The following is a 23,715-nucleotide window of genomic DNA, read 5'->3' as shown; positions in this document are numbered from 1 at the left end:
CACTAAACGTAGCGCGCTAATGTAAAGTCGGTTGTTCTTCGTTGAGCACTTTCACTTGCATCTTTAACAGCTCTGCCGCCGGATCATCCGGGCATTGCTCAATAAAGTACTCATAGTCGGTCGCCGCAACCCGATCACAATCGAGTTGCTGAAAGATATAGCCGCGATCGCGAATCTCGTATGGGTCGTCAGGGCTAAAGGTTAGCGCGAGTTCGCTACAACGTAATGCCATCGCGTACTTTTCTTCGCGCAACAACGCACTTTTGGCGACGGCCAACCAACGACCAATGATCGATGGGTGGTCACTCACTTCAAGGTGCGATGGCTCTAGCTCAGCAAACGGCCCTTGACTGCCTATCAGCCAGCCACGCAGGGTTCGCATACTAACACGCTCACCATCAAATGGATTGAGGTATACGGGGGTGTCTTCTAACTCATCAATGCGCAACAGCAGCTGAGTTGGAAAGCCTACCGGTTTGACGGGTAGCGAGAGGCGCTCACACAGGTACAAAAAGATCGCACCTAGCGAGACTGGGATCCCTTTTTTGCGCGACAGTACATGGTGAATAAAGACGTTCTCCGAGGAAAAGTATTGCTCGAAGTCGCCCGTAAATTGCCATTGATGATAGAAAAGGCGACGCAAGCCCTCGAGGCGCAAAGCCATATCGGGTTCGCTACCCAGCAGATGTTCGGCTTCGTCCGCCAACAGCTCCAGTGAGGCCTGAACGTGATTAACATCGATCGACGGATCGAGCGCGTGGTTCAATGTTAAGGCGCCCTCTGCCAGTGTGAGCTGATCCAGTTGTTGATCGGTTAATGGCATCCTGTTATCCCATTAGATGTGGTACTTTCGTTAACGCTAAATTGGCTGCTGCGTATGCCCAACCCAAGGCGCCAAAGAACGCAAAGGTGCGAAAGAGTTTGCCACGGCTGTAGTGCAAGGTGACAAATCCGAGCGCAATGTAAGCCAGTACACAAGTCAGCTTTTCGGTCATCCACGCCCCGCTTGGCGTAAATGGCACAAAACCTGTTACAAAAATCAGGCCAATTCCGGTGGTCAATAATACGGTATCAACAACATGGGGTGTCACTTTGACCCATTTTTTGTTGAGCATCTCACTGCCACGCATCACCCAGTAAAAGCGGATCACGAACAGCGAAAGGCTCAAGACAATACTCAATAAATGGGTATGCTTTAGTGCCATGTAGATCATAAAAAGTTCCTGCTTCCAGTCAGTTAGAATTATACGTTCTGAGCGACAGTGACTCTATCGAGCCCAGCGAGATCCTGCTGGGTTGCAATATTGCCCCATCCTTGTCGTTGCCAAAGCGCGCGTACTGCTGCGCCTTGGTCATAGCCATGCTCTACCATTAGCCAACCAGATGCGGCCAAATATGTCCGCGCAGTCGCACCAATGTGGCGAATATCTGCCAGCCCGCTCTCGTCTGCCACCAGCGCACTCGCCGGTTCAAACCGTACGTCGCCTTGCTGCAAATGCGGATCGGCACCGTCGATGTAGGGCGGGTTGCTGACAATCAGATCAAAAGGCTGCATGTCGCTGAGCGCATCAAACCAATCACTTTGAATAAAGTGCGCATTGGTGATTTGATTGTCGTGTGCATTCCGGCTGGCTAATAATACCGCCTCAGGCATCACATCGACGCCCACCACGGTGACATCGGCACGCTCTGATGCAATCGCCAATGCAATCGCCCCCGTGCCTGTGCCTAAATCCAATACCCGACATGGCTTATCCGGTAACACCGCCAGTGCTTGCTCGACTAACAGTTCCGTTTCTGGGCGTGGGATCAAGGTCGCGGGCGACACCGACAGGCGCAGCGTCCAAAAGTCGCGATAGCCAAGAATATACGCCACGGGTTCGCCTTGCAGACGACGCGCAAACAGCTGACGAAACTGGGCAAGCTGAGCAGCGGTCAGTTTACGGTCAGGCCAGGTATACAAATAACTGGTGGGCTGATCGAGCACGTGACAAAGCAGCACCTTCACGTCAATGGCCGCCGAGCCATGCCCGACAGCGCTTAATTCATGGGTACTATCCGCTAACAGTGCGCTAATCGTGGCAGTCATAATTATTGTTGCTCTGACAACGCCGCGAGTTGGTCGGCCTGATGCTCTTGAATCACAGGGTCAACCAAGCTATCCAAATCGCCTTGCATCACTTCATCTAAACGATAAAGGGTTAAGTTAATACGGTGATCAGACACTCGGCCTTGTGGGTAGTTGTAAGTACGGATACGGTCGGAGCGATCGCCTGAGCCTAACAAGTTACGACGTGTTGAGGCTTCTTCGGCAGCGCGCTTTTCTTCTTCCGCTTTAATCAAACGAGCGGCCAGTACTGACATCGCTTTGGCGCGGTTTTTGTGTTGCGAACGTTCGTCCTGACACTCCACCACTGTGCCGGTTGGCAAGTGGGTGATACGAATGGCTGAGTCGGTGGTGTTAACGTGCTGACCACCCGCCCCCGATGCACGGAAGGTGTCCACTTTCAAGTCAGCAGGGTTAATCTCTGGAATTTCAGCTTCTGGCACTTCAGGCAAGATGGCAACGGTACACGCAGAGGTATGTACGCGGCCTTGCGATTCTGTCGCCGGCACGCGCTGGACACGGTGGCCGCCAGATTCAAATTTCAGCACACCATATGCGCCCTCGCCTGCCACGCGCGCGATCACTTCTTTAAAACCGCCGTGCTCACCATCGCTCGCGCTGATGATTTCAATCTTCCAGCCACGTTGCTCGGCATAACGGCTATACATACGGTATAGGTCGCCTGCAAAAATCGCGGCCTCATCACCGCCCGCGCCGGCACGGATCTCAAGGAAGCAGTTGCGATCATCATTTGGGTCTTTGGGGAGGAGCAAGATTTGCAGCTCGTCGGTCAAGTCGGCAATGCTCTGCTTGGCCTGTTCGACTTCCTCTTGCGCCATTTCGCGCATCTCTGGGTCGTCCTCATTTGCCATTTCTTCTGCGGCTACCAAGTCTTCTTGTGCTTGCTTGAACTGACCGAAACACTTAATCACTTCTTCAAGCTGAGAGTATTCTTTGGACAGCGCACGGAACTTGTTCTGATCGTTAATGATCTCTGGCGTACCCAACAGGTGCTGAACTTCTTCATAACGCTCGGCCAGTGATTCTAGCTTAGCTAAAATTGATGCTTTCATAAATCTCTTCGTTAGTTATCACTGTCCAGCCCAAGACAGGCACGCATCACCGCCAGTTTTTCTGGCTCACCATTTTGTGCTGCTTGCTGCATTGCCTGTGTCGGCGTATGGATCAGTTTATTTGTTAGACGATTGCTCAATTGGCGCAATACGCTTTCGGCATCTGCGCCATTGGCCAACGCCTGAATGCTTTGTTCAAGCTCGGCTTGTTTGATCTGCTCCGATTGAGTGCGGAATTGCTTAATACTATCAACCGCCTCTCGTGAACGTAGCCAACGCATGAAATCGGCGCTTTCTTCCGTCACGATCGCTTCGGCTTGGATCGCGGCTACTTTACGCTGTTCGCGATTGCGTTCCACGATAGATTGCAAATCGTCCACACTATACAGATACGCGTCGGCAAGGTTGCCCACTTCTTCTTCAATGTCTCTTGGCACGGCGATATCGATCAGCAACATTGGCTGGTGACGGCGCTGTTTCAGTGCTTTTTCTACCATGCCTTTACCGATAAGCGGCAAAGGGGCGGCCGTTGAGCTAATCACGATATCTGCTTTCGCCAAGTGCTCTGGGATCGCTTCAAGCCCAATCACCTGCGCATTAAATTGGTCTGCCAAACACTGCGCACGAGATTGAGTCCGATTGGCCACGATAATGTTGCTGCACTTGTGTTCATGCAGGTGCTTGGCCACTAATTCTATCGTCTCACCGGCCCCGACCAGTAAGGTGGTGACGTCGGATAACGACTCAAAGATCTGGCGCGCCAAGGTACAAGCCGCAAAAGCAACAGAGACCGCATTGCCGCCGATGTCCGTTTCGGTTCTCACCCGCTTGGCAACGGCGAACACTTTTTGAAACAGCTTTTCCAACGGGCCCGCAATCAGATTGGCTTTTCCGGAACTGGCATAAGCCTGCTTCACTTGGCCTAGAATTTGTGGCTCACCGAGTACCAAAGAGTCCAACCCACACGCTACGCGCATCAGGTGTTTCACCGCCGCTTGTTCCTCGTGATAGTAAATACTCGCCATCAGGCTATCACTGCTTAGGTGATGAAAATTGGTCAACCAATCCACCAGCACGCCGATCCCCGGCTGACGCATGTCGGCGTACAGCTCAGTGCGGTTACACGTTGAGACGATCACACAGCTTCGCACTTGAGGGTGGTCGGTCAGTTGCTGCAACGCTTGTTCCAGTTGTTGCGGCGAAAAGGCGACTTTCTCCCGCAAGTCAACGGGGGCCGTTTTGTGATTGATTCCGAGAACTAACAGGCTCATGAAGCGTTGTTACCGACAGCACCAGTAAGGATTGGAGCGGAGGATTTTACTTGATGGCCCCCGTGAATTAAAGCGAACATTGATATGCATCATCCTCTTGGCGTGGAAATGTGAAGCCTCGCGAGATTGGTGGCTTCCTCGCCAAACCCGTACCGCATGCACGGATACAGGCACGATAGGCGTCTTCTTTCTCCGCACAGCTTGTGGCAAAGTAAGCGCATCACGGCCCTGATGCCGCTTTATTGACGTCAAAGAAAGGATACTCAGCACATGCTTGCTCCCCTACGCGCCTGCGTCATCGCCGCCTGTATTGCTATTTTATCGGGCTGTGCCACCGCTCCACCACCGTCGACCCAATGGCAAGCGCATCAGTCGGCGTTAACGGCCATCGATAGCTACACGGCGAAAGGCAAGGTCGCGTTTATTTCACCCCAAGAGCGGTTTTCAGCGAATTTGTATTGGCATCATCAGCCAGAACAATCCACGCTCCGTCTGACCAATTTTTTAGGGACCACGCTGCTCTCGCTGACTATCGGTCCACAGCGTGCCACCGTGGTGGATGACCAAGGCCAAGTTTATACCGACTCAAATGCAGCTCGCTTAATTGAGCGGTTGACCGGCATGTCGTTACCGATTGACGCGCTGCCCGCTTGGTTGCTTGGCTTGCCACAATCGCGAGATCAATTTGAGCTCGGCGATGACAACCGCCTCGCCCGCTTAAGCAACGCCCAAGGCTGGACCATTGATTATCTCGGTTACGATGGTAGCACGCAGCCGGCGCTGCCTTCGCGTATCACCTTAAAAAGCCCCCAGCAAACCGTAAAGCTGGTTATCTCCAATTGGACGCTTGATGATGAATGACACCACATTTTGGCCCGCTCCCGCCAAACTGAACCTCTTCTTGTATATCAATGGCCGCCGTGAGGACGGCTACCACGAACTCCAAACCTTGTTTCAGTTTTTGGACGTGGGCGATACCCTTGCCATTACGCCTAACCAAACAGGGGCGATCAGCCTCAGCCCTGCCATGGAAGGAGTGAAAGAAGACGATAACTTGATTGTCAAAGCCGCCAAGGCACTGCAAGCCCATACAGGATGTCCCTACGGGGCGCACATTAATATCGACAAGCGGCTCCCTATGGGTGGCGGATTAGGGGGCGGGTCATCAGATGCCGCCACCACCTTAGTTGCGCTCAATCATTTATGGCAGACTCAGGTCAGCACTGATGAATTGGCGGCTCTTGGATTGCGTTTGGGCGCTGACGTGCCTATTTTTATTCATGGTCAGGCAGCATTGGCTGAGGGCGTGGGTGAAAAATTTACACCGGTGTTACCGGAAGAAAAAGTTTACTTAGTGGTTAAGCCGGACGTGTCGATTTCGACCGCTGCAATTTTCACGCATCCTCAGTTGCAAAGAAACACGCCAAAGCGCACAGTTTCTGAGCTAATGGGGCAAAAATACGAAAACGATTGCGAAAAGATAGCCCGTAAACAATTCCCCGAGGTTGATAAGGCTGTTTCGTGGCTGCTAGAATACGCGCCGTCTAGGATGACTGGGACAGGCGCGTGCGTGTTTGCCGAGTTTGACACCGCACAAGATGCCCAGGCCACACTCGACATAATGCCTAACTGGCTGACAGGGTTTGTTGCACGTGGGTTGAACCGTTCACCCCTACTTGATGCGCTACAGCAGCAAACTGTGAGTCAGTGACTACTAAATGGATGCAACCCGAGGTTTCCACCGTGCCTGATATGAAGCTGTTCGCTGGTAACGCGACACCCGTTCTCGCCCAACGTATCGCAAACCGTCTTTACATGTCACTGGGTGACGCCACTGTCGGCCGTTTTTCTGACGGCGAAGTGTGTGTTCAGATTAACGAGAACGTGCGCGGTAGTGACGTGTTCGTCCTCCAATCTACCTGTGCACCGACCAATGACAACTTAATGGAATTGGTCGTGATGATAGACGCGTTCCGACGTGCATCGGCAGGTCGTATAACCGCAGTAATCCCTTACTTTGGTTATGCCCGTCAAGACCGCCGCGTACGTTCCTCCCGTGTTCCTATCACCGCAAAAGTTATTGCAGATTTTCTTTCCAACGTTGGCGTTGACCGCGTTCTCACCGTGGATCTCCACGCAGAGCAAATCCAAGGCTTCTTCGACGTGCCTGTCGACAACATCTTTGGCACCCCTGTTTTGCTTGAAGACATGCTAGCGAAGAACTTGGAAGATCCTGTTGTTGTCTCTCCTGACATCGGCGGCGTGGTTCGTGCGCGTGCAACCGCGAAACTGCTCGACGATACCGACATTGCCATCATCGATAAACGTCGTCCACGTGCGAACGTGTCTCAAGTTATGCACTTGATTGGTGACGTTGAAGGCCGTGACTGCATCATCGTTGATGACATGATCGATACCGGTGGCACCCTGTGTAAAGCCGCTGAAGCGCTGAAAAACCGTGGTGCTAAACGTGTATTCGCTTACGCGACTCACCCTGTATTTTCTGGCGACGCGCCGAAAAACATTGCGGAATCTGTCATCGATGAAATCGTGGTGACCGACTCCATTCCGCTAAGCGCAGAAATCCAAGCGACCGGGCGAGTCTCACAACTGACTCTGTCTGGCATGCTAGCGGAAGCGATTCGCCGTATCAGCAACGAAGAATCCATCTCTGCGATGTTTAATTCGTAATAGACGCATCCTTAGAACCTATCCCAAAAGGGATTTATTCCAAACAATGAGGCCACAAGCAAAATGCAACATGGCCTCGTAGTTTTCGATTTTCTTTTCCCAACGAACAAGCAATCTACGATAACGGTTTAGCCAGCTATGAGTTCGCTCCACAACCCAACGATGAGCCTTAAAATCATCCGATTGCTTCAAGCTCGCGGCCTCTTCAGCACGTGATTGAACATGGGGAATGTAGTTCAAAGCAACCAGTTCATCATGTAACCACTGGCCTGTATAACCTTTGTCTAGGTACAAAGGTACTTTCAGCGGCGGCCGATAACACTCTAGTGCATCTAATGTTTGAAGTACCAGCTTAATGTCGTGGACGTTTGCGCCATCGCTAACAACAGCCAGTGGCAATCCATTCGCATCCGTCAACAAACTGCGTTTTACGCCTTGTTTCGCACGGTCTGTTGGGTTCTTACCTGTTTTTTTGAGCCAGCTAAAGGTGCTTTAGTTTGGCACCCGTCCATTGATATGGAACTCCAATCAACCCCTTCGTAAATCAGGCCATTTTGCCAAAATCGCTCAAAGACTCCTGCATCTCGCCACTCTTGAAAACGACGATGTGCAGAGCTAGAGGAACAAATACCTGTCGCGTTAAGCGCATTCCACTGACAACCAGTTCTGAGAACAAAGAGGATGCCGTTCATGGCATCACGATTATCGACTCTCTTTCGATGTGTTCCTAGAGGATGGTTCGTCTTGTGGATTGGTAAAAGCGGCTCAATTTTTGCCCAAAGGGCGTCAGAGATTAGGTATTGTGTCGAATTCATTTACAGTATTTTCAATAGGTGTTGATTTACTCAGACAACACCTATTGAGATAGGTTCTTAGTAACAGCGCCCTGCCTCTGTGCAGGGCGTTTTTTTATCTGTCTATTTTCAGTGCTGACTCGACCGCTGAGTCGTAACAATGGTAGGATATGGCGCCTTTTGGGGTGGGCAGAATGCTCACCGGCTATGATGGGTAGATAAACAGCGAGAAACATCGTGAGTAATCAGATCCGCTTATTAGTTGGATTGGCCAATCCGGGGCCAGAATATGCCCAAACACGCCACAACGCGGGCGCTTGGGTCGTGCAAGAACTTGCGCGGATCCACAATGCACCGCTGAAAGAAGAAAAAAAGTTTTTTGGCCTGACCGGCCGCATTACCGTACACGGTCAAGATCTGCGTTTGTTGATCCCAACCACTTACATGAATTTGTCCGGTAAAGCCGTTCAAGCATTGGCTAATTTTTACAATATTCCCGTCGATGCCATCATGGTGGCGCATGACGAGCTAGACTTGCCACCGGGTGTGGCAAAGTTTAAGCAAGGCGGTGGACACGGAGGGCACAATGGCCTGCGTGACATCATCAGTAAATTAGCTAACGATAAATCGTTCTACCGACTCCGGATTGGTATTGGCCATCCGGGTCACAAAGACAAGGTAGCGGGATATGTGCTCACCAAAGCCCCCGCCAACGAGCAAAGCCTGATCGAACAGGCCACGGACGAGGCGGTTCGTAGCCTCGATATCTTGCTCAAAGACGATCTTGCCAAAGCGCAAAACCGTCTGCATACCTTCAAAGCACAGTAATTTTTGATTAAAGGGTTACCATCTCATGGGTTTTAAATGTGGCATCGTGGGCCTACCAAACGTAGGTAAATCCACTCTGTTTAATGCACTGACCAAAGCTGGCATTGACGCAGCTAACTTTCCATTCTGTACCATCGAGCCAAACACGGGCGTGGTGCCTGTGCCTGACTTACGCTTGGATGCGTTAGCCAAGATTGTTAACCCCCAAAAAGTGCTGCCAACCACCATGGAATTTGTGGATATCGCGGGACTGGTAGCCGGTGCATCACGTGGTGAAGGCTTAGGAAATAAGTTCCTCGCTAACATCCGCGAAACCGATGCAATTGGTCACGTGGTACGTTGTTTTGAAAACGACAACATTGTCCACGTTGCCGGTAAAGTCGACCCTGCGGATGACATCGATGTTATCAACACCGAGCTGGCACTGGCCGACCTTGAAAGCTGTGAGCGCGCCATTCAGCGCAACACCAAAAAAGCTAAAGGTGGCGACAAAGACGCCAAGTTTGAGCTAACAGTGCTTGAAAAACTGCTGCCTGTGCTGGAAGAAGGCAACATGTTGCGTTCTGTCGAGCTAAGCAAAGAAGAAGAAGCGGCAGTACAATACCTCAACTTCTTGACGCTTAAGCCCACTATGTACATTGCCAACGTCAACGATGATGGCTTTGAAAACAACCCTTACCTCGACAAAGTACGTGAGATTGCCGCGCAAGAAGGTGCCACCGTGGTTGCCGTGTGCGCGGAAATTGAAGGCGAAATTGCCGAGTTAGACGCCGAAGAAGCGGCTGCGTTCTTGGAAGAAATGGGGCTGGAAGAGCCAGGCCTTAACCGTGTGATTCGCGCCGGTTATGAACTGCTTACCCTGCAAACCTATTTCACGGCGGGTGTTAAAGAAGTGCGTGCTTGGACCGTGCCAATTGGCGCCACTGCTCCGCAAGCGGCAGGTAAAATCCACACTGACTTCGAAAAAGGCTTTATCCGTGCTGAAGTGGTCGGTTATGAAGACTATATTGCGAACAATGGCGAAAGCGGCGCGAAAGAAGCCGGTAAATGGCGCCTAGAAGGCAAAGACTACATCGTAAAAGATGGCGATGTGATCCATTTCCGCTTTAACGTATAAGCGCGTAATGCCTCTTGGGTGAGTTGTCGAGACCCCGCCCTTATCAGATAAAACCAGCCTCCGGGCTGGTTTTTTTCTTCCCACCGTTCAACGCGATCCGCCACCTCCTCGGTAGGCTTTGCCGCTAAATTGTCCAAAATGGCGATTATTGCAGCCAATGAATGCAAAATCGCAAAAAAAACAATAACCAGACCTTGACGACTTTGGCCCAGATCCGCATAATTCGCAGCGTCTTAAGGCACTACGCCTGACAGAGTGGCTACGTAGCTCAGTTGGTTAGAGCACATCACTCATAATGATGGGGTCACAGGTTCGAATCCCGTCGTAGCCACCATTTATTTTTGTAATTTGGCAGCGTTTTTTATTGCCGAGTTACCCACCTTTTGCGGAGGTGGCGGAATTGGTAGACGCGCTAGCTTCAGGTGCTAGTGTCCGAAAGGACGTGAGGGTTCAAGTCCCTCTCTCCGCACCAAGTTAGGCAACGCCTACTGGGGTATCGCCAAGCGGTAAGGCAACGGGTTTTGATCCCGTCATTCCCAGGTTCGAATCCTGGTACCCCAGCCATATAGAAAAGCCCACATCATGTGGGCTTTTTTGCGTTTAGGGACATAAAAAACGTTCCGCGCTATTTCCCTGCTTGTTGATGTTCATTCCCAGCCAATTCATCCTAACAACGTTTCTTCACGTCTACTTACGAACAGGGCAATAAATATTCTAGGACTACGGCCGACTTGAAGTGCATGTACAAGGCAGTCACATTATCCGCCACAGAGAGCGGGCTAGATGAATTAGAAGCCAAGTGGGGTGACAAATACTCCATCGTTATTAAGTCCTGGCGCTATAAATGGTTCATGCTCTCCACTTACTTCAAATATCCGGAATACATGCGTACCGCCATTTATACGACGAATGCCGTTGAGGCCGTGCACCGCCAGTTCAGTAAATTGACTAAAACCAAAGGCGGTTTTGCGAATGAGAACATCTTGCTCAGCGACTCTACGCAGGTATGTTAAAGGCGTGTGAGCGTTGGTCGCACCCAGTGCATAACTGGGGCCTGACACTATCGCAGCTGACCATTCACTTCGAAGGCTGACTGGATGATCACATAGACCTATGAAAAATTAGCTGACACAGAATATTGGTGTAGCTAGCCGTCATACTGAAAAATCAAACTTGACGCATATACACCTTAAAGGGGTACCATACACCAACTTTTTAGGCTAACCAGTTACCCTGAGGCAATATGTCTGTACAAGCTGACCGTTATATTTCTCTTGATTCGGTTGAATCTGCTGTTTTTGAAAGCCCTGCTACATTGCTTCCCCTAAGTGTTTATCAAACGCTGGCGACATTTATCAAGGAAGCTCTCCATAAAGTACCAACCACAGCCACAGAGAAAGATATCAACTCGATCCGCAGTCATAACGCCGTCTCTATTGATGGTGATAGAGGAACGGGGAAAACCTCTGTTTTAGTTAACCTTCAGAGATATTTGGAACAAGATCACCCCCAGGTCCTTAAAGACGTTTTTATTCTTGAGCCTGTAGACCCAACTCTAATTGAGGACCACGAGTCTCTTTTCCTTCATGTAATTGTTGCCAGCATTTTATCTGACAAAACAGTACAGGAAAAACAGTGCTCTAACCGAGATGCTTCAACGTTTCTTAATCGTAAACTTGATGCACTTGCAACTGCACTTGAATCTGTTGAAAGTCAAAAGACAGCAATAGGGATGGATAAACTTCGGGCACTATTCGGCAACAAGCGACTAGCAGATAGTGTGCAAGAATTCTTCCAAGCAGTATTGAACCTTCTCGGGAAAAAGCTACTGGTACTTCCGATTGATGACGTAGATACCTCTTTAAATAGAGCTTTTGAAAATCTGGAAATTATCAGACGTTACCTTACTACTCCCTACGTTCTGCCAATAGTGAGCGGAGATAGAAGCCTGAATCAAGAAGTCACATGGAGGGATTTTCATGGACGTCTAATTAGAGATTCGAGACACAAGTCAGACGCTGCGTATGAGATAGCTGTTGACCTCGCTCAGGAGTACCAACGCAAAGTTTTGCCATTGCCGAACCGCATCACTATGCCATCTGTTAAGGAATTTCTTAACGACCCGACAATACAACTGAGCAATACACCCTTTTCGGATGACACTATTTCGCTTCGTAACTTCCGAGTTTGGCTGGAAATATTCTTAGCTGGTCCGACCAATGGACTTGAGAATAGCCGTTTAGAGATTCCAATCGGCTCCATTCGGGAGCTTACACAGCTCGTACGCCATTGTAGAGAGCTTATTCCTCAACTTCCTGCACCAATTAAGGAAGCAAACAGTGAGTTGGAGGTACGTAGAGCTTGGCAAATGCCAAATGTCAGCCAACAAACTCTGCGCAAGTTTCATGAGTTTTATATTAAGTTAAGCAAAGAGAAAAAACGCAGGTATGGGGCAGCATATGAAGCATTTTCAGAGGCAACAAGTGAAGCAAACCCTAACCCTATGAACTTTTCTCTTCAACATAGAAAAGCGTGGAACGAGTCATTGCTTAACTACTTTAAATACGAAGCTAAAGCCGGTGTTTCAGTTTTAGTTTTGCAAGCATCTCGTGATTGGTTATCCCGTAGAAACGGCAATGAATTCGATAAAGACAATAGTATCTTCAACACACCACTTTTTCAGCCATTAGAGCAAAATAAACAAAAATATCGATTATTTGAAAAACGAGCCGATTTCAGTGAGTGGCTGACAGTTTTGCAAAACATGGCACCTCCAGGTTGGCTTAAGCGATTGGAAGAACGGAGAACCATCCTGCCTTACCCTGTTGCCGAAGTTGGAATTGAAGTAGGTACACGCTGGAAGTTTGATGAAAAAATATTTGATAAATTTGACCCACAGCCTCGTTCAAAGGCAAAATATCTTCTATTGCTAACGGAGCATTACAACTTTTATAGCTCTAATAAACGAAGTTTAGTAATGACTGCTGGGCGTGCTTTTGAAATTATCATCAGTAGTTTAATAGGCGACTTGCGCCAAGAAGATATTGAAAAAATATCTAGAACGTCGCCTTTCTATTCCACAAGCTCACTAGCCCCAACTAAAGTTTTTGCTTTTGACGAGAAAAATGAAAAAAACTCAATTAATGATGAAAATGAAACACGAAGTTCATATGTTGAATGGGATGATAGTATAGATGCTCAAATTGATGACCTAGCATCAGAGATAAAAGAATGGAGAGAAAATCACAACATGCAGGAGCAATTTCCTTCTCCATGGCTTATATACAAAGTTTTCAACAAGGTTCTCACTCAAATACATATTTATGAGAAAACAATTAAAGTAACTCCTGAAAACTACCTCAACGAAGCTTTAAAGCTTGTAGGCTATACTTTTTATTCTACTTGGTCTGCATTCGCAAGCTTTGAGAAAGGACGCCTTTTTGGATTACCTGAGGTAGTAGCAAGTTCTAACTTAAGCAGGACATCAAACTTTGAGAAAAATGACCACTTCACATATAACATTGCTCCTTTTGTTGCTGCCAGTACTATGGACGAGGAGGCATCTAAACACAGAAATGCATTTGGTAAAGCCACTGAAACGGCAACCTATTTCTTAGCCAATCATCCCTTAAAAACTTGGATAGATGAGGCTTTGGATAGCGTTCAATACTCACACGAAAATCAGGCTAACAAACAAGATGATGAAGCAAGAAGATGGCTTACTCAGCGACTTGGTTTACCTCGTGGTAAAATAAGATCACCAAAGTCTCCTAGGTTAGTTAAAATACTCGAAGACATGCAACCACAAGAAGCTAACGATTTATTAATAGACATGGAAAAAAGATTTAGTAAAACCATTTGGCTCAACGCGGTGGAGTCTATAGTGAATAAGGCCAACAATGGTTAGTCGCTCTCTATCCGAACATATATCTGGCTGTTTTTACAGTAGTGAAAGCTTGTCTTCCGCATTGATAGCACAGATAGAAAGCTCGAATTTATACCAACTTCCTGTAGATCAATGGCCTTTTAATCACTCAGAGTTTTATGGCCAATTGGTGAAAGAGTTAGACCAACGATATCCCCGTAAATATCGTTTGGACGATATTCGAAAACTAATGGATAACATTTGTGATGGGGACTTATTTCAATCATCAAGGTTACCTTGGCTATCGGATTTGTTCTCTCGTTTGATGAAGCGAAATGGAGATTACATCTCCTACAAAGAGACCGAAGTTCAAGCTTATGTAAGATTGGCAGCTGAGATGGATCCAACCCTACTGGTTGCATGGCATTTAAGCGATTGGGTTCAAACAGAAAGCTATCCAAGTTGCGAGGATATTCGCCGAATAGTCTCCGCTCAAACCGCATTTTTTGCGCCAATAGAACACTTCACTAAAAGGTATGCAGAGGGACATGTTCATATTGGCGGCGTGACCGCTGATAATGCCATCCTTGAAAGCTATCTGCTCTCTTTGGAGTGGAAAGTAGGTCTAACTCAATCATCAAAAGAATCGCCTACACTGATAAAGAAAATTGAGTCTGCCAGAAAAATACTGCGTTGGCTGATTGATTTTAATAAACAAGAGAGTGATTTTCATACTTTTGTTTCAAGTTATGAAAATCAACGTCTAAATGGACCACAGGCATACAACTGGGAACTTTTGGCAGAAACTTGTTCACGACATAATGTAAGCTCACAAGCTTGGCTGTTTGGTGCCTTTGCTCGAGCTATGCATAGTGGTTGCGCTAACCGTTGGTTGTGGCTGCATCTGTATCTTTGTGCTAGATATAGAGATGAAGCCACAATGCCTACCGAGAGGATGACTATTCTCTCATTCTTCCAGATAACAAATGATATACGACGCGAATTGATCATGGATGGTCAAGGTCTTACACGCTTCGTTGAAGATTACTTTAGCGGCCCCTTGGGCAGAGGGAAAAACGCTAAACATGACAATATGCGCCGCCTATTTCCTTCAAACAAAGATTTGGTGGAACTTAAGTCATCTCTTGGTAGTTTCAATGCAACATTCGTCAAAGGCTTGGTCGCAGACCTCGCTGATCAAGCCAAAGTCGATTTACCCAAGCCGCCATATATATTTGGCGAAGACGAAATTGAACCTGACTCTGGCACCCTCGCCTACCTAGAAACGCTGGAGCGCTGGCAGTACTGCGGACACTTTAGTCGTTCACAAAAAAACAGAATCCCGTCTAAGGGCACTAAAGCAGACGTCAAAATTTTCTGGAAAGAAGCCGAAAAGCTCATGCGAAAGCTTCAAAGCCAGGAGGGTTGGAACAAACCAGAATTCCTTGGTGGTTTCCAAAACCCGAATTTCTATTTTCAACCTTCGCGATGGTTTCGTGGCTTAGACGTTGCTGGAAACGAAAACGACCTCAAGGTTGAATGGTTCGCGCCCATTATTCGCTGGCTTCGCCGCGGTCTGGTATCTCGTCCTGATGGTGAAAAAGCAAGCCAAGGGTTTCACTTAAGCATTCATACCGGTGAAGATTACGCTCATCCCGTTTCTGGAATGAGGCATATCGATGAAACCGTCAAATTCTGTGAAATGAGAGATGGTGACAGGCTCGGCCACGCGCTTGCGCTCGGTATCGTTCCAAGAACTTGGATCGAGAGACAAGGCGAAATGGTGCTTCCCATCGATGAGCATTTAGATAACCTCGTTTGGATGTGGCACTACGCCACTATGCTTTCAGGCCATATCAGTCTTGCAAACCAGGTATTGCCTATTCTCGAACGCCGCATCGCAAGGTTTTGGAAAAAGATAGCAGCTTTATACGATGAATCAGTGTTCGCAGCGTCGGAAAGCTCCACTGAGACGTTGAAGGCACAAGAGAGTTTGTCAGTATCACCTGATACCCTTTATCGGGCATGGTGGTTAAGACGAAATTGCCACTACCGCTTGGCTCAACTTATTGATGACTCACCTCGCTCAGCTCAGGAAATACAAGCATTACCTGATATTTGCCTACTGAAATCCAAAGGAATTACAAAAAAAGAGGTAGAGGTTTACTATAGCCGTCATCGCTACATATCCAATGCTAAGCAAATGCCGCTTGTTGTAGTCAGTCGTTCGAGGGAATCTTTTGCTCACATAACAAAACCATCAAATCAAAACAAATTTAACATCCATTACGATACCGATACGGACGCAGAAATTGACTTCATGGAGGCTCTGCAAGACTTCTTGATGGATCAGTATGACCGTGAAGGACTCATTATAGAAACCAACCCAACTTCAAACGTTTACATTGCTCGCTTAGAAAAGCATAGTGAACACCCTATATTTCGATGGCACCCACCTGACGAGGCAACGCTTCAAGCCGGCGGACTTCATAACAAATATGGTCTACGCCGTGGTCCTTCCCGGGTCATGATAAACACGGATGACCCTGGCATTATGCCGACGACATTAAGGACGGAATTTCTTTTACTGAGAGAGGCTTCAATAGAGCTAGGGATTGGCCGGACTGTTGCAGAACGCTGGCTGGAAGAGCTGCGAGTCTATGGTATTGAGCAATTTCGAAGAAACCACTTGCCTGTTTTTGAAACTATCTAACCCCAAAGGAGTTCTTGGGTAAATGCAACAAAATGACACTAAAACAATCACAAGCTTTGACGACATTATCACACTGATGAATAAGCAATCGTCCAAGCTGAAAAAGAAGTCACAACAAACAGAGTGGCAACGTCATGTCTCGCGCCGTATCCCTGTATATGCAGGGACAGTCATGGTATTTTTCCTTATCTGCTTGTTGATGACAACAACAAAAGCCCTGCCGCTCGAACAGGTTGGAAATCTACTCAGTGAGCTGAGCAATTTAGCAACATCAGGGTTTGGAGTCACTGCGCTCATTCTGCTCTACGCATTGCTTCATGGGGTATACATCTATAAAACTCACACTGGCTATAACTTGTTGAAACATTCACTATCACTGGGACTAAAGCTAATAACCTCACTTCTTTTTCTCTGGATAATCAGCTTCGAAAACAAAAGTGCAGCGCTTATTACTGGCATTGCACTCTTTGGTACTGTCACCTTTTCGGTCATTCTGGCAGATCGCACTTTAGGCTACACACGTCGAAACGAACGTTATGATTTATTCAGCAAACAAGCGGAAGCCCTTGCTGCAAAGTACGCATCTCTGAAAGCTATGCCTGAGAGTTCTTTCTCGGAGCAACACTTAAACGAATGCGTGGCATTTTTTGAGCAGTTACGACTCAGCAAACACAACGACGCAGTCTCAGATTCTTTTTACCTGATAAATCTGATTGAAAAGAAAGTGGCCGGGTAAGCAGTCAGAACAAAAAACTAGGACAAGCTAGCGAACGCCATCACCGCGGTACTCAGTGAGCAACGTCAAACCTTCAATGACGATATCGTATTGAATAACATCAGTACTATGTGCTTGATAAAGCATGCTTATCAGGCGACTTACCCGTTAGCAATTACTACAAAACCTTGTCATGGTCGAGTTTTTGCGTGTTGAAAAAGGGCGTCCGATGCCTCTGGAGTACCGCTACTATATCAGCACAAAAGCACTGACTGCCGACGAGGCAAGCCGCGCTATCCCCTCGTATTGGGGCATTTAATCCATGCACTGGATATTGAATGTCAACATGGGTGAAGACGCCTGCCAAATTTATAAAGATAATGGGGCCGAATACTTTGCCTAGGTACCTATTGAACGACAATTATCTTGACCAGTTGATCTGATAAGGTTCGATACAGCAGAATGGAGGGAGTTCACTGTGCTGGGAGCAAGAATCACGGATCAACAGGTCACGATCTATATAACTCACAGAAAAAAAAGCCAAGCTGTTGCTGCTAAAGCAGGTATTTCAGAGCGGTAAGCCCGGCGTCTTGATAAAGCTAATCAACAAACAAACGACGCTAAGCGCCAGTGGCACATACGTAAAGATCCACTGTAGCCGATATGGGGAAGTATTTTTGTTCCCATACTTGAACTGGATAAAGACATCACGCCCGTGGCCATTTTTGATCACCTTTGCGAATATCACACCGATAAGTTCAATCCGGGAACGCGCCGAACACTTAAGCGCCGGAACCGTAAATGGAGCTCTTTACACGGCCCTGCTAAAGAAGTTGTGTTTATACAAACCCATGAATATGGTGCGCTCGGTATTACCGATTTTACTCATGTGAAATCGCCGGCCAGTGGCTGGGCGTTCATCCAGGTTATCTATGGCGATCCAGCAAGAGTTTTGCAGCCTTCTCTGATCGATTGCAGAATACGCTACATGCCGCCGGCGGTGTGCCCAAAGAAATCCGTACCGACAGTTTGTCAATGCCAGTTTAAAATTGACCCACTTATCGACGTTATCGCTGAAGTAGAACTGACCCACCCACGTAATTAATTTTTGCTTTCAGATAAACTGTCCAAAGCCGATAGTATGATTCCAGCCACCTTCTTTCCTCGTAATCGGTAGCTTTCATCGCTGATTTGTACGATGTGCGAGTGATGCAGAAGCCTATTAGTTCAGTAACACTCAACCCAAGCAGCTCAGCAGACAATCATCAAGGCAGTCAAAAAATCGCCACTTAATTGGGAAATCTGGTTAACTACCTTGAAATCTACCTAGCGTCATGTCCGCTAGCGGTTCACTTATCGTATAACTCTATTTCTTAATAAGATAATTCAATAGCGACTGGCTTTGAACCCACTACACCACGATTCCCAGCTTGGCGAGTTCTGCGCGGCATTGCTGTGCATCAGTAAAGAGGATACCCGCCATACCCAGCGCTTTGGCACCTTCTACGTTCGCAACCCTGTCATCCAAAAACACACAAGAGGCTGGATCGAGGTGGTAGTCATCCAACAAGCGTTGATAAATAGCAGGCTCGGGTTTTAAGTACCCTACTTCGGCTGACACGATGGCACCATCAAACAGCGACCAAAACGCATAGCGCTGTTTTAAGAACGCAACAATTTCGCGCACATTATCGGTTAACGCATAAACACCGTATCCGGCCTGTTTGGCCGAGTGAAGTAACTCGACACTACCGTAAAGGCAAATTTGAGTCTGTTTAATGTAATAAAACAGTGCCTCAAGCTGCGCAGGACTTAGCGACGTTTCTTTGGCAAAACGTTGCTTGGCTTGCGCTTCGGTGAGTGTGCCACGGTTCAGCGCTTGCCAAGTGTCACTGGGGAAGATTTGATTGGCATACGCGTGGGCATCCGCCGCGTCCCCTAAGGTTAGACGGATGATTTCTTCCGGTGACCAACGCACCATCACATTGCCAATATCAAAAATAATCGTCTGGTAGTTCACCATATCGCGTCCTTGCTCTTGTCGCGAAGATTAAAGCCCTAACGCATACTTCAATACATGTTTTTTCACTGGGCCACTGTGTTCGGCCAGTTTGAACACCGCATTACGCGCCAGTTTTAAAGGCGTAATTCGATTGCTAAACGCGGCATAAAACACATCCATGCCGGTTTGCATCATCGTGTTATCGGTGCGGCGTGCTTTCTCATAAGCTGCTAATGTCGCATCATCCTGCCAGTGTTCGCCTGCATCGGCACAGGCATCCAACAGGGCCGCTACATCTTTAAAGCCTAGGTTCACCCCTTGTCCTGCGAGTGGGTTAATGGTGTGGGCAGCATCACCAATCACTACAACGCCATGACGATGGTACTGCTGCGCATGGCGTCGCGTCAGCGGGAATACGCCCCAGTTGACAGGCGTCACCTCTCCAACTTCGGCGGGGAAATTCGCCACAATCTCTTCTTTTAACTGCGCCGCATCTAACTGACACAATTGCTGAATACGTTGAGGGCTGTCGTACCACACCAAGGAGGCTTGCTGGCCGCAAAGCGGCAAGAAGGAGCGCGGTCCTGAAGGGAAGAATTGTTGCCACGTGATATCTTGCTGCGGCGACGCGGTTTCAACATTGATCAGCATGCAATGTTGGCGATAGTCCCAACTGGTGATGCCAATCTTGGCGTAATCTCGCACTCGGGAGTTTGCGCCATCCGCACCAATCAACCACGGCGCTGTCAGTGTGTCGCCGTTGTCTAACTCAACATAGTGTTGCTGTCCTTTTTGATGCATTGATGTAATCGACGCGGGCGAGAAAACGTGCAAGTTGTCATAGCGTGAGAATTGCTGCCAGAGTCCGAGTTGAATCAAACGGTTTTCGACCATATATCCCAGTTGGGGTAAGTCGAGTTGTTCTGCGCTAAAGCAGACACGGCTATCTTCCGCTTCCCACGTTTCTAGGCGGCGATATGGACACACACGCATGGCTTCAATGTCCGCCCATGCCCCTAAATCGGACAGTAGCGCCACCGACGCATGAGAGATAGCCGAAACACGAAGATCCATTGGCTGTGAGGGCGAAAATGGCTGGGGAACTTGGCGCTCAATCAATGCAACCTGACGCCCCTGACGCGCTAATCCCAACGCAGTGGCTGCACCCACCATGCCACCGCCAACAATAATGATTTCAAATGGGTTCATGACTATCTCTTTTTACCAGCAATGAGGGCATTCTACTGAAGGTTAACGAGAATTCGACCTAAATCAGATCAAATTGCGTCAATGTTCTTGGCAGTAACCACCATAAATGCGAGTCAGGTTGTGTCCTTTGTCAATGCCTTACCAAGATTGAAGGTTCTGAGGATCATTTCATCGGCCCTGTGATCTGGTCAGCGTTATTGGAAAGCAGTACAATACGCGGCTTGCCAAGCTGATTGACTGGTTAAAAACCACACAGCTTGAGGGGTAATGTCGACCATAAGATTAAAAACGAGCGTAAAGTTACATGGCTAAGAAACTGCTGATTAAAACCTGGGGTTGCCAAATGAATGAGTATGACTCATCCAAAATGGCAGATCTGCTCAATGCTTCCGGTGGTTACGAGCTGACCGAGCAACCAGAAGAAGCAGATGTTCTCCTCCTAAACACCTGCTCTATCCGTGAAAAAGCGCAAGAGAAGGTTTTCCACCAACTCGGGCGTTGGAAAACACTGAAAGACAAAAATCCAGATTTGGTGATCGGGGTTGGTGGCTGTGTAGCAACACAAGAAGGCGACCACATCCGTGAGCGCGCACCCTATGTGGATGTAATTTTTGGCCCGCAAACGCTGCACCGCCTTCCTGAGATGATCAAACAATCACGCTCAGATCATGCGCCCGTGATGGACATTACCTTCCCGGAAATCGAGAAATTCGATCGTCTTCCCGAGCCGCGTGCAGAAGGACCGACCGCTTTCGTTTCGATTATGGAAGGCTGCTCGAAGTACTGTACCTTCTGCGTGGTGCCTTATACGCGCGGTGAAGAAGTGAGCCGTCCGCTCGACGATGTCCTGTTTGAGATTGCCCAACTGGCCGAGCAAGGTGTCCGTGAAGTGAACCTGCTGGGACAAAACGTGAATGCCTATCGTGGTGAAATGCACGACGGTGAGATTTGTACCTTTGCCGAACTGCTGCGTTATGTGGCCGCGATCGATGGTATTGACCGTATTCGCTACACCACCAGCCATCCGGTTGAGTTTACTGACGATATCATCGAGGTGTATCGTGATACGCCAGAAGTGGTGAGTTTCCTCCACTTGCCGGTGCAAAGTGGTTCGGACCGTATTCTGACTATGATGAAGCGTCCGCACACCGCTATCGAATACAAGTCGAAAATTCGTAAGCTGCGTCAAGCGCGCCCTGATATTACCATCAGCTCTGACTTTATCGTCGGCTTCCCGGGTGAAACGGACCAAGACTTTGAAGCGACCATGAAGCTGATCACGGATATCGACTTCGATATGAGCTTTAGTTTTGTGTATTCACCGCGCCCTGGGACGCCAGCCGCCGATATGCCTGACGACACCCCAGAGCAAGTGAAAAAAGAACGTCTGTACCGCCTACAGCAACAAATTAACAGCCAAGCGATGCGTTACTCACGCCTGATGCTCAACACGGAGCAACGTATTCTGGTTGAAGGCCCATCTCGTAAGAATCTGATGGAGCTACGCGGCCGTACCGAAAACAACCGTGTCGTTAACTTTGAAGGCTCTGTCGATTTGATTGGCCAATTTGTTGACGTCAAAATTACTGAAGTGATGCCAAACTCGCTCCGCGGTGAGCTGGTTCGTACTGAAAAAGATATGGACCTGCGTGTCGCCGTCTCGCCAACCGAAATCATGGCGAAAACACGTAATGAAAACGAGCTTGGCGTTGGTGTATATACTCCTTAAGGAGTTCATCGATTCAAAGGCGCCGGGAAGCCGGCGCCTAAAGCGAGGATAACCTTGTCTAAAATTATCACTCTTGATCTTACTTTAGAGCCAGCCGATAACACCCGACTTGCCAATCTTTGTGGCCCGTTTGACGACAATATCAAACAATTAGAACGCCGCTTGGGTGTGGAAATTAATCACAGACACAATGCGTTTTCGATTGTTGGCAAGCCACATACCGCTAATGCCGCGGTAGATATTCTCAAGCATTTGTATGTTGATACTGCCCCAGTGCGTGGCAGCTACCCAGACATTGAACCGGAAGCCATTCACTTGGCAATCAAAGAATCGGGCGTACTCGAGCAAACCACCAAATCAAGCATCCCATACGGTAAAGAGATTAATATCAAAACCAAAAAAGGGGTGATCAAACCGCGTACGCCAAACCAAGCGCAATATATTGCTAACATGGTTAGCCATGACATTACCTTTGGTATTGGTCCGGCGGGAACCGGTAAAACCTACTTGGCGGTCGCAGCGGCAGTTGATGCACTTGAGCGCCAAGAAATTCGCCGTATTTTGCTGACACGTCCTGCGGTAGAGGCCGGTGAAAAACTGGGCTTTTTGCCCGGCGATCTCAGCCAAAAAGTCGATCCTTACCTGCGCCCTTTGTACGATGCCTTGTTTGAAATGCTTGGCTTTGAGCGCGTTGAAAAGCTGATTGACCGTAACGTGATTGAAGTCGCGCCGCTAGCCTATATGCGTGGCCGTACCCTCAATGACGCTTTTATTATTCTCGATGAAAGCCAAAACACGACGGTGGAACAAATGAAAATGTTCCTGACTCGAATTGGCTTTAATTCGCGCGCTGTGATCACTGGTGACGTGACACAAGTGGATTTGCCACGCAACGCGAAATCAGGCTTACGTCATGCCATTGAAGTGCTCTCTGATGTCAAAGAAATCAGCTTCCACTTCTTTCAAGCTGACGACGTGGTTCGCCACCCCGTGGTGACGCGTATTGTTCAAGCCTATGATAAATGGGAAGCGGAAGATGCGCGTGCACGCAAAGAAGCCGAAGCGCGTCGTCGTGAGGCACGCGAAGCACAAATGAATACTGAACACAGCCAATCGCAGGAACAGTCATGAGTTATTACGTGGATGTTCAGCTGGCGTGTGATAATACTGACGGGTTGCCCAGTGATGATCAGCTCCAAGCTTGGTTTGAACACGCCGTACGCAACGCGCGTGAACAAGCGGAAGTCACGATTCGTCTGGTTGACGAAGGTGAGAGCCAGAGCTTGAATCGCGATTATCGTGGCAAAGATAAACCCACAAATGTGTTATCGTTTCCGTTCGATGCCCCTCCCGGTATCGACATTGATTTGCTCGGCGATCTGATCATTTGCCGCCAAGTGGTTGAGCGTGAAGCTGAACAACAAGGCAAGCGACTGATGGATCACTGGGCACACATGGTCGTGCATGGCAGTTTACACCTGCTTGGTTACGACCATATTGAGGATGATGAAGCCGAGCAAATGGAAGCCTTAGAGCGTGACATTTTAGCTACCATGGGGGTGCCAGATCCCTATGCGAACGACTTCATTGAGCGTTAACTA

20 protein-coding genes, 3 tRNA genes and 3 pseudogenes are annotated in these 23,715 nt (G+C 48.4%); 17 read left to right on the top strand and 9 right to left on the bottom strand.

Annotated features, from left to right (window positions below):
* Nucleotides 1-16: 16 nt before the first annotated feature.
* From N7E60_RS04210 to hemA, 5 genes are read right to left on the bottom strand one after another with little or no spacing between them, the layout of a single operon-like run.
* A complete protein-coding gene (locus N7E60_RS04210) occupies nt 17-823 on the bottom strand; it encodes a SirB1 family protein (protein WP_069587373.1) in 807 nt (268 codons plus the stop codon).
* Nucleotides 824-827: 4 nt separating this feature from the next.
* Entirely contained in the window at nt 828-1,211 is a 384-nt protein-coding gene (locus N7E60_RS04205) for a SirB2 family protein (protein WP_269598536.1), read from the bottom strand.
* 32 nt (nt 1,212-1,243) lie between these two features.
* Entirely contained in the window at nt 1,244-2,089 is an 846-nt protein-coding gene (gene prmC / locus N7E60_RS04200) for a peptide chain release factor N(5)-glutamine methyltransferase (protein ID WP_269598204.1), read from the bottom strand.
* A gap of 2 nt (nt 2,090-2,091) precedes the next feature.
* Complete coding sequence (gene prfA / locus N7E60_RS04195; protein ID WP_069587375.1) at nt 2,092-3,180, bottom strand: peptide chain release factor 1; 1,089 nt, start codon at nt 3,178-3,180, stop codon at nt 2,092-2,094.
* 11 nt (nt 3,181-3,191) lie between these two features.
* Nucleotides 3,192-4,451, bottom strand: coding sequence for a glutamyl-tRNA reductase (hemA, locus tag N7E60_RS04190; protein ID WP_069587376.1), 1,260 nt, complete (start codon nt 4,449-4,451; stop codon nt 3,192-3,194).
* Between the two features lie 270 nt (nt 4,452-4,721).
* Between hemA and lolB the strand changes: the two genes are divergently transcribed.
* The 3 genes from lolB to N7E60_RS04175 are packed head-to-tail and all read left to right on the top strand — an operon-like array spanning nt 4,722 to nt 7,142.
* The gene (lolB, locus tag N7E60_RS04185; RefSeq protein WP_269598203.1) at nt 4,722-5,312 is read left to right on the top strand and encodes a lipoprotein insertase outer membrane protein LolB; all 591 of its coding nucleotides are present in this window, start codon (nt 4,722-4,724) and stop codon (nt 5,310-5,312) included.
* Nucleotides 5,302-6,162, top strand: a complete 861-nt coding sequence (ispE, locus tag N7E60_RS04180) for a 4-(cytidine 5'-diphospho)-2-C-methyl-D-erythritol kinase (RefSeq protein ID WP_069587378.1) — start codon at nt 5,302-5,304, stop codon at nt 6,160-6,162. Before lolB ends, ispE begins: the two co-directional genes overlap by 11 nt.
* 32 nt (nt 6,163-6,194) lie before the next feature.
* Complete coding sequence (locus N7E60_RS04175; RefSeq protein WP_131825056.1) at nt 6,195-7,142, top strand: ribose-phosphate pyrophosphokinase; 948 nt, start codon at nt 6,195-6,197, stop codon at nt 7,140-7,142.
* An 18-nt stretch (nt 7,143-7,160) separates the two neighbouring features.
* Here the strand turns inward: N7E60_RS04175 and N7E60_RS04170 are convergent.
* A protein-coding gene (locus tag N7E60_RS04170) for an IS5 family transposase (RefSeq protein ID WP_269597063.1) occupies nt 7,161-7,957 on the bottom strand; the annotation gives its coding sequence in 2 pieces (ribosomal slippage) (nt 7,161-7,616 and nt 7,619-7,957; 795 coding nt in all).
* 216 nt (nt 7,958-8,173) lie between these two features.
* Between N7E60_RS04170 and pth the strand changes: the two genes are divergently transcribed.
* The 11 genes and pseudogenes from pth to N7E60_RS04120 all read left to right on the top strand — a co-directional run bounded on the left by pth (nt 8,174) and on the right by N7E60_RS04120 (nt 18,279).
* Nucleotides 8,174-8,764 (top strand): aminoacyl-tRNA hydrolase, encoded by a 591-nt coding sequence (gene pth, locus N7E60_RS04165; RefSeq protein ID WP_069587379.1) that lies wholly within the window; start codon nt 8,174-8,176, stop codon nt 8,762-8,764.
* 25 nt (nt 8,765-8,789) lie between these two features.
* Entirely contained in the window at nt 8,790-9,881 is a 1,092-nt protein-coding gene (gene ychF / locus N7E60_RS04160; protein WP_069587380.1) for a redox-regulated ATPase YchF, read from the top strand.
* A gap of 257 nt (nt 9,882-10,138) precedes the next feature.
* A tRNA-Met gene (locus tag N7E60_RS04155) sits at nt 10,139-10,215 on the top strand.
* A 51-nt stretch (nt 10,216-10,266) separates the two neighbouring features.
* Nucleotides 10,267-10,353: transfer RNA gene (locus tag N7E60_RS04150), tRNA-Leu, on the top strand.
* Between the two features lie 17 nt (nt 10,354-10,370).
* Nucleotides 10,371-10,445: transfer RNA gene (locus N7E60_RS04145), tRNA-Gln, on the top strand.
* Nucleotides 10,446-10,606: 161 nt separating this feature from the next.
* A pseudogene (locus tag N7E60_RS04140) lies at nt 10,607-10,974 on the top strand (transposase); the annotation flags it as partial.
* A gap of 150 nt (nt 10,975-11,124) precedes the next feature.
* Complete coding sequence (gene rdrA, locus N7E60_RS04135; protein ID WP_269598202.1) at nt 11,125-13,788, top strand: antiviral RADAR system adenosine triphosphatase RdrA; 2,664 nt, start codon at nt 11,125-11,127, stop codon at nt 13,786-13,788.
* Entirely contained in the window at nt 13,781-16,459 is a 2,679-nt protein-coding gene (gene rdrB / locus N7E60_RS04130; RefSeq protein WP_269598201.1) for an antiviral RADAR system adenosine deaminase RdrB, read from the top strand. Before rdrA ends, rdrB begins: the two co-directional genes overlap by 8 nt.
* Before the next feature lie 22 nt (nt 16,460-16,481).
* Complete coding sequence (gene rdrD / locus N7E60_RS04125; RefSeq protein WP_269598200.1) at nt 16,482-17,195, top strand: antiviral RADAR system accessory protein RdrD; 714 nt, start codon at nt 16,482-16,484, stop codon at nt 17,193-17,195.
* A 157-nt stretch (nt 17,196-17,352) separates the two neighbouring features.
* Nucleotides 17,353-17,565 (top strand): annotated as a pseudogene (locus N7E60_RS17395) (ISAs1 family transposase); the annotation flags it as partial.
* A 324-nt stretch (nt 17,566-17,889) separates the two neighbouring features.
* Nucleotides 17,890-18,279 (top strand): hypothetical protein, encoded by a 390-nt coding sequence (locus tag N7E60_RS04120; RefSeq protein ID WP_269598199.1) that lies wholly within the window; start codon nt 17,890-17,892, stop codon nt 18,277-18,279.
* On the opposite strand, the pseudogene N7E60_RS04115 reads toward N7E60_RS04120, so the two are convergent.
* From N7E60_RS04115 to N7E60_RS04105, 3 genes and pseudogenes are all read right to left on the bottom strand, one after another.
* Nucleotides 18,276-18,398, bottom strand: a pseudogene (locus tag N7E60_RS04115) (ATP-binding protein); the annotation flags it as partial. The gene N7E60_RS04120 and the pseudogene N7E60_RS04115 overlap by 4 nt on opposite strands.
* A gap of 187 nt (nt 18,399-18,585) precedes the next feature.
* Complete coding sequence (locus tag N7E60_RS04110) at nt 18,586-19,197, bottom strand: HAD family hydrolase (protein WP_269598198.1); 612 nt, start codon at nt 19,195-19,197, stop codon at nt 18,586-18,588.
* 27 nt (nt 19,198-19,224) lie between these two features.
* Nucleotides 19,225-20,385 (bottom strand): 2-octaprenyl-3-methyl-6-methoxy-1,4-benzoquinol hydroxylase, encoded by a 1,161-nt coding sequence (locus N7E60_RS04105; protein WP_269598197.1) that lies wholly within the window; start codon nt 20,383-20,385, stop codon nt 19,225-19,227.
* A 304-nt stretch (nt 20,386-20,689) separates the two neighbouring features.
* Between N7E60_RS04105 and miaB the strand changes: the two genes are divergently transcribed.
* Genes miaB through ybeY form a run of 3 tightly spaced genes read left to right on the top strand, consistent with a single transcriptional unit; the run spans nt 20,690 to nt 23,712 of the window.
* Nucleotides 20,690-22,114 carry a tRNA (N6-isopentenyl adenosine(37)-C2)-methylthiotransferase MiaB gene (gene miaB / locus N7E60_RS04100; protein WP_069587386.1) on the top strand — a complete coding sequence of 475 codons (1,425 nt, stop codon included), beginning with the start codon at nt 20,690-20,692 and terminating at the stop codon, nt 22,112-22,114.
* A 54-nt stretch (nt 22,115-22,168) separates the two neighbouring features.
* Entirely contained in the window at nt 22,169-23,245 is a 1,077-nt protein-coding gene (locus tag N7E60_RS04095) for a PhoH family protein (RefSeq protein WP_269598196.1), read from the top strand.
* Complete coding sequence (gene ybeY, locus N7E60_RS04090; RefSeq protein WP_069587388.1) at nt 23,242-23,712, top strand: rRNA maturation RNase YbeY; 471 nt, start codon at nt 23,242-23,244, stop codon at nt 23,710-23,712. Before N7E60_RS04095 ends, ybeY begins: the two co-directional genes overlap by 4 nt.
* Nucleotides 23,713-23,715: the final 3 nt, after the last annotated feature.

This window comes from Salinivibrio proteolyticus, from assembly GCF_027286365.1.
Lineage (GTDB): Bacteria > Pseudomonadota > Gammaproteobacteria > Enterobacterales > Vibrionaceae > Salinivibrio > Salinivibrio proteolyticus.
This window is presented reverse-complemented; position numbering and strand designations above follow the sequence as displayed.

Bases quoted from the DNA above. Each gene is read 5' to 3' on its own strand.
- N7E60_RS04210 (WP_069587373.1), bottom strand. From the start codon at position 823: ATGCCATTAACCGATCAACAACTGGATCAGCTCACACTGGCAGAGGGC.
- prmC (WP_269598204.1), bottom strand. From the start codon at position 2,089: ATGACTGCCACGATTAGCGCACTGTTAGCGGATAGTACCCATGAATTA.
- prfA (WP_069587375.1), bottom strand. From the start codon at position 3,180: ATGAAAGCATCAATTTTAGCTAAGCTAGAATCACTGGCCGAGCGTTAT.
- hemA (WP_069587376.1), bottom strand. From the start codon at position 4,451: ATGAGCCTGTTAGTTCTCGGAATCAATCACAAAACGGCCCCCGTTGAC.
- lolB (WP_269598203.1), top strand. From the start codon at position 4,722: ATGCTTGCTCCCCTACGCGCCTGCGTCATCGCCGCCTGTATTGCTATT.
- ispE (WP_069587378.1), top strand. From the start codon at position 5,302: ATGATGAATGACACCACATTTTGGCCCGCTCCCGCCAAACTGAACCTC.
- ychF (WP_069587380.1), top strand. From the start codon at position 8,790: ATGGGTTTTAAATGTGGCATCGTGGGCCTACCAAACGTAGGTAAATCC.
- rdrA (WP_269598202.1), top strand. From the start codon at position 11,125: ATGTCTGTACAAGCTGACCGTTATATTTCTCTTGATTCGGTTGAATCT.
- rdrB (WP_269598201.1), top strand. From the start codon at position 13,781: ATGGTTAGTCGCTCTCTATCCGAACATATATCTGGCTGTTTTTACAGT.
- rdrD (WP_269598200.1), top strand. From the start codon at position 16,482: ATGCAACAAAATGACACTAAAACAATCACAAGCTTTGACGACATTATC.
- N7E60_RS04110 (WP_269598198.1), bottom strand. From the start codon at position 19,197: ATGGTGAACTACCAGACGATTATTTTTGATATTGGCAATGTGATGGTG.
- N7E60_RS04105 (WP_269598197.1), bottom strand. From the start codon at position 20,385: ATGAACCCATTTGAAATCATTATTGTTGGCGGTGGCATGGTGGGTGCA.
- miaB (WP_069587386.1), top strand. From the start codon at position 20,690: ATGGCTAAGAAACTGCTGATTAAAACCTGGGGTTGCCAAATGAATGAG.
- ybeY (WP_069587388.1), top strand. From the start codon at position 23,242: ATGAGTTATTACGTGGATGTTCAGCTGGCGTGTGATAATACTGACGGG.